Source organism: Pseudomonas sp. P5_A12 (genome assembly GCF_056400685.1).
Map to the genome: position 1 here is coordinate 1 of NZ_JBFUKU010000323.1, position 5,711 is coordinate 5,711.

4 protein-coding genes are annotated in these 5,711 nt (G+C 51.3%); 1 reads left to right on the forward strand and 3 read right to left on the reverse strand.

Annotated elements, in window-relative coordinates:
• From AC1DSG_RS26675 to AC1DSG_RS26685, 3 genes are all read right to left on the reverse strand, one after another.
• Positions 1-1,897 (reverse strand): SIR2 family protein (locus AC1DSG_RS26675; protein ID WP_477793562.1); only part of this gene is annotated, 1,897 nt, incomplete at its 3' end.
• 154 nt (positions 1,898-2,051) lie between these two features.
• Positions 2,052-2,303: a hypothetical protein gene (locus tag AC1DSG_RS26680; RefSeq protein ID WP_477793563.1), complete on the reverse strand. Its 252-nt coding sequence runs from the start codon at positions 2,301-2,303 to the stop codon at positions 2,052-2,054.
• Positions 2,300-2,977, reverse strand: a complete 678-nt coding sequence (locus AC1DSG_RS26685; protein WP_477793565.1) for a histidine phosphatase family protein — start codon at positions 2,975-2,977, stop codon at positions 2,300-2,302. Before AC1DSG_RS26685 ends, AC1DSG_RS26680 begins: the two co-directional genes overlap by 4 nt.
• Positions 2,978-3,593: 616 nt before the next feature.
• Here AC1DSG_RS26685 and AC1DSG_RS26690 point away from each other — a divergent pair.
• The coding region (locus AC1DSG_RS26690; RefSeq protein WP_477793564.1) for an AAA family ATPase at positions 3,594-5,711 on the forward strand (2,118 nt) is incomplete at its 3' end.

Consider the following 5,711-nt stretch of genomic DNA (forward strand, 5'->3'; position numbering starts at 1 on the left):
TCACAGGGCGGGTGACGATGAGCCGTTTTTTAGAGCCCCGGTTGCCGGTGTGGCCGAAGCTGTCTTGATCCTCCACATAAATGAAGCCTTCGCGCTGAAGGATCACCACGTGATCAATTGAGTACTTTTTCGATTTATCGACCCGCTTGATGTTGTCCAAGTATTCGCCGTAAGGGAACGCGGACAAGTTCTTGAGCAATGAAAACGCATAGCGCTTTTCGATTTCCTTCGCAGTTGACAAAGCCTTTATAGAGTCACCGAAGCGGCCCGCCAGATTGATGCGTGAGCTGCCTCGCTCACTGATGATCTCTTCCAAAGAGGCGACAACGAGCTTGTCCAGCGCTTCCTTGATGATCCGTGGAACGCCGTTGGTGAGTTCGTAAAGTTGGATGAAGTCATCGTTGCCCAGGCCGCCTTGATAGAGAGGGTGTGATTCGATGTACGCCCTGGTATCCGCGCCATCCAAAGCGGTCAGCTCGACCGCCTCGCTTCTCCAGGCGGGCAGGTTCCGGCTTGTCAAAATCACCCGAAGACTCGGGCAAAAGGAAGTCAGAATTCCCGTCAGGCTGAGTAGATCGGTGTGAAGTTTTTCCTTGTCGTCACAGGTGTCGAAGGGAACGTCCCTTAGAAGCAAATAAGCATCGTCAATGAGCGACAAGGTGCTACAGAAAGACTCGAATGAGGCGCCCAGGAGCTCTTCGATCTGGCTGTAGAAAGAAGCTTTGTCGGTGTAATTACTGATGTTTACCGAATAAACCTTGTTACCCTTGTTTGATACCCGCGCGATCAGCGCGGAAATGAACTCGTCTTCTCCCATCCCCCAGTCAGCTGCCAACCACAAGCGCTTTTGGAGCTTCAGTAGCTGCTCCGCCTGGAATGACTGTGCGTGCCTGACGCTGTGAGCCTGAGGAGCAGCTGGGAGCGGGCTATGAATGCCATCTAGGCTGGCAGTCTTTTGCCCTTGCTCCAAGCGTTGAATGGCAGTGTTGCCTCGCAGGTCTGGGTACGCCTCGATGTTTTGGCTTGTAATTTGGTGAAACAGTCCATCAAGGAATCGGCCTAGGAACGAATGATCTGGGCCGAAGCCGATCGGCTCTACGATGTTTTTCCATGCCGCGTCTGCTTTGCGCGCAGTGACCTCTGCGTCCTTCACAAGTGCAAAAGTAGAGTGCTTGGTCGATTTGAGTTCTTCTCTCAGCCAGCCCAGCGTCTTGTCGAAGTTGGGGTCTTCAAACGTGCCACCGCAACCAACGAACACCAGGTTTTCAAAGACTGTCAGATGCTGTTGAAAGAAGTTGCGCGTACCGCTTTGTATCGTAGTTTGATAATCTTGGCTGCTCAGGATGCAGGTGTCGGGCTTCTTCCAGTGGCCATGCAGGTGAAGAATACCTTTGCGTTCGCCTTTGAACCACTCGATGACGTCACCTGGCTCGGTCATGTATACGGGAGACAGATTGGTGACAGTCTCGAGCAGCGAGTCATAGTTGAGAGTGCAGATTTTTACGCCTGCCTCCGACAAAGCTTTGACGGTACTGGCAAGCGCCTGATTATGAATTTTGACTTCACTGAACTCTTTTTCCAGCCACATGGTGTAATCGAAACCATCGCCGTCGGACAGGCTATCCGACAGGAAACCCGCCACATGCAGGATCTCGGTGGTAGTAGGCGCCCCGTTCAAAAGCGTGAGCCAGGTGTCAGCTTTGGCCTGTGGGATTTTCCCGATCTCGACAGCGTAGCGAAACCCGGATCGAATCAGCCCCGTCCAGGCAAGCTGGGAGTATTTCCCCTCGGTCAAACCCATGCTCATGCCTGTACCGACGACCAAGATAGTGTCCTTACTCGGCTTGATGCGTTGGCTTGCGTACTCCAAATCTAAAGCTGTGTTGCTCATGTCCATTGTAAAAGCTTCCATTGGAGATGCTGAGATGCTCATGTATCAGGGCGCTGCGCGCGCTGGTGGACTTCGAGCATGATGTAGTGAGGTTGGTACTAATCATTTTCAGCGCGCGCATCAGCGTCGTCAAAGATTCTTTCAGCCTGCGCTGCAACACTTAAGATCGTATGGGATTGATTAGAGGTCGAACGAAGCGCTGGAACTCACCGACGACTTCAAGCGTTTCCAGATCGATCACCATAAGGCCGATTTCGATCGTTTCCATCTGATTAGGAACGACTGCAAGCGGTCTTGGTGACTCACCAACGTCATCACAGGTTGCGTTGAGGTCTACGCAATAGAGATAGCGGTATGGCGCGAGGAGGTTTGGGATTGCTTGGAGTTGAAGGAGCTTTGCTTCGATGCTCATGGCATAGGAGACCTTGCTCGGAGATTGTTGAGATTAACCACGCCATCTATGTCGACTGAATCACTCACTAACCACGACGAATCGCCTAGAGCACGGCTCACGACATAACCACAACCATTAGGGACGTGATTATCGATCTCGTACCTGCGCCACTCGATCATCGCTTGGGCATCAACCTGGAGTGGCTTGCGCTCGATAAGCCAAGCTACAGCATTGAGAAATTGTCCGTGCGAAAAGACTAGGATGTCTCGCGCCGGGTGTGTGGCGAGGCGATCTAGGAACGATCGTGCGCGACAAACAAACTCCAGAAACGACTCAGCACCTTCTCCATCAATGTAGGACGGGTCTGCGTTCGCCCAATACTGTTCGACCCATGCCTCCCGTTGCCCTACGGTGGTGTTCACACACCTAGTCGGATCTAGGTAGGTGAATTCCTCGATGGGCCACGTCTCAAATGGAGCATCAGGGAATAGGGAGATGGTCGCATCCGCGGTCGCTCGAGCCCGAGAAAAAGGGGAGGTAACGATTAACTCAGATGCACGGCCGACGGATTGCGCCACTCGTTTAGCTTGTTCAATGCCTTTTTCGGTGAGCGGGATACTTGTGTGATCAAGAGTAGCTGCACCGGCATTGGCCGCGCTTTCTCCATGACGCACTAGCCTCACATTCTTCATTGACTTACCTGTCGTTTCCCCGGCGCACGACACCAGTAGCGTTGCTAGGGGCATGGCCGGATTAGGGTAGGGGTGATGGGGTGGCATGTAGACTTCTGGAACCTCGACCCAGTGAACTCAATTATCGCTCGCATCCAAAGCGAACTGGTAACAGAGCAGGTAAGGAAGCTGCTCGACGTACGATATCGCTGCCTCTTCCGTGGAAGAGAGACGCGTCGCAGTCGCTGGGCGGTGAGTGGAGCGTCGTTCGTTCGTGCCTCGTGCCCGCCTATGACTAGTGAACCAACTGGCCTGCTAGGTTCCGACTTTGATACGCGCAAATTATTGAGAATTATGGCCGGGCAATAATTATGGCTGGAGAATAATTTAAATAATTCATAGTCGTTTGCTCGAGCGCGTGTCACCCCACTCGCGCAGCCGACCAGTCAAATAATTGTGCCTGCACCGTGCAGATCCTAGAAAACCGCCTACGCTAATGCGGGCCTATCGCCATCATTCAATCCTTTTGGCCACAGAAGCCCCGAGGGTGCACGCGGATCGGTTACGGGTCTGCCAACCCTTTCCCACCAGCCAAGCTGCGGCATGTGCACCGCTGCTTCTCATGGACACGAGAGAGATGATCGAGTCTATCAGCCTCAAAAAGATTGCAACTTATAGCCCGGACACTCCGGAAAACCTATCCGAACTCAAAGCTGTTAACGTCATCTACGGAGCAAACGGCGCGGGTAAAACAACCCTTAGTCGTCTGATTGCTGATCCTGGAATATCAGCGGATTGTACGGTGCGCTGGAAGAACAATATTCCTATCCCTGCCTTGGTCTATAACAGCGACTTCATTGCCGATAATTACAGCGACTCCAAGAACCTCAAGGGTGTTTTTACCCTTGGCAAGACGGAGCACAGCCAAAAAAATCGACTGGAACAACTCAAGGATGACTGTAAGCGTTTCGAGCAGCAGCGAGACAGAACATTACTTCAGCTCAACGGTGAGGATGGAACAAGCGGGAAGCACGCGGAACGTCGGGAGCTGGATGCGAGACTAGTTTCCCGCTGTTGGGATCAAAAGATCAAACATGATGAAGTCTTTCAGGGCGCGTTTAAAGGAGTTCGCAGTAGCCGGGATAGCTTTAAAGCCAGAATGCTTCAGGAAAACTTGAACAATAAAGCATCCTTGCTGAAGCTGGAAAAGCTCACTGATAAGGCACTGGTGCTCTATGGGGATGCGCCAAGTGCCCTTGTTGCTGTGCCCAGCATAGACCTGACATCCCTTATCACCCTTCAGTCCGACAGAATTCTTTCAAAGAAGATAATCGGTAAAGGCGATGTTGATGTGGCTGCCCTCATTGAACGTCTAGGCAATAGTGACTGGGTTCGTCAAGGTATAAATTTTCTGGAGCACAGTGATGACCATTGCCCTTTCTGTCAGCAGGCTGTCTCACACGACTTCGAAGCACATTTAAGTCAATATTTCGATGAGACGTTTGAGACGGATGTGACGGCGCTGAAGGAATTCAGTGAACGCTACTTTTTGAGAGCAAATGACCTCGTAGCGCGCGCACAAACTTTACTGGACAATGATTACCAGCATCTAGAAAAGGAGGTGTTGGGTCTAGAGGTTAAGGCGCTTGAAGCCCTAATAAAGGTTAATGTTGAGCGAATTGTCAATAAGATAGCTTCGCCAAGTCTGGCGGTTGAGTTGGAGTCGCTCAGTGAGCTGGGCGAAAAGCTCACTAAGCTTATTGCAGACGCTAACAAAAAAATAAGTGAGCATAATCGGCTTGTCGCCGGCTTCAGTACCGAACAATCCAATCTGACATCGGAAGTTTGGAAGTACCTGCTTGAGACTGAACTGAAGCAGACGCTTTCAGAGTATGCGGCTGATACTGGTCGTCTTGATAAAGCTATCGAAGGCTTGACTAGAACGTTAGACAAGGCCAAGGGCGATATTTTGCAAGCAAATGCTGATATTGCCACTATCGAAGCTTCACTCACCAGTGTGCAGCCTACCGTAAAAGCCATTAATGAGTTGCTCAGAGATTTCGGGTTCCGAGGATTCTCGCTGGCGGTTGCCCCTGTAGAAAATTCTTATAAGCTCCTCAGGTCAGATGGAACGGATGCACGAAAGACATTGAGTGAAGGTGAAAAGACTTTCGTCACCTTCTTGTATTTCTACCACCTGCTAAAGGGCAGCACCACGACATCTGGGGTTACCACTGAGCGGATCGTGGTTATCGATGACCCTGTTTCCAGCCTGGACAGTGACGTTCTCTTTATTGTCAGCAGCTTGATCAAGCAGATTTTCACTGAGGTGCGTCAGGCTAACAATGTTATTCGGCAGATTTTCGTGCTGACCCATAACGTTCATTTCCATAAGGAAATCACCTTTAGCCCGCTCCGTCGTGGCACCAAGGCATGGGGTGACGAGACATTCTGGGTTGTCCGCAAGCCGGATCATCACACGAAAGTCGAGGGTCACGCGCACAACCCCGTCAAAACGTCATATCAGCTCCTGTGGGGAGAGTTGCGTAAGAATCCACCGCCTACATTGACGCTGCAAAATACCATGCGCAGGATTTTGGAGAACTACTTCAAGATCTTAGGTGGTATCGACACCGATAAGCTCTTGGAAAAGTTCGACGGTCACGAGAAGGTGCAGTGCCAGTCTCTGATCAGCTGGGTCAACGACGGATCGCACTATTCTCCAGATGATTTGTTCGTGGCCATTGGCGACAAG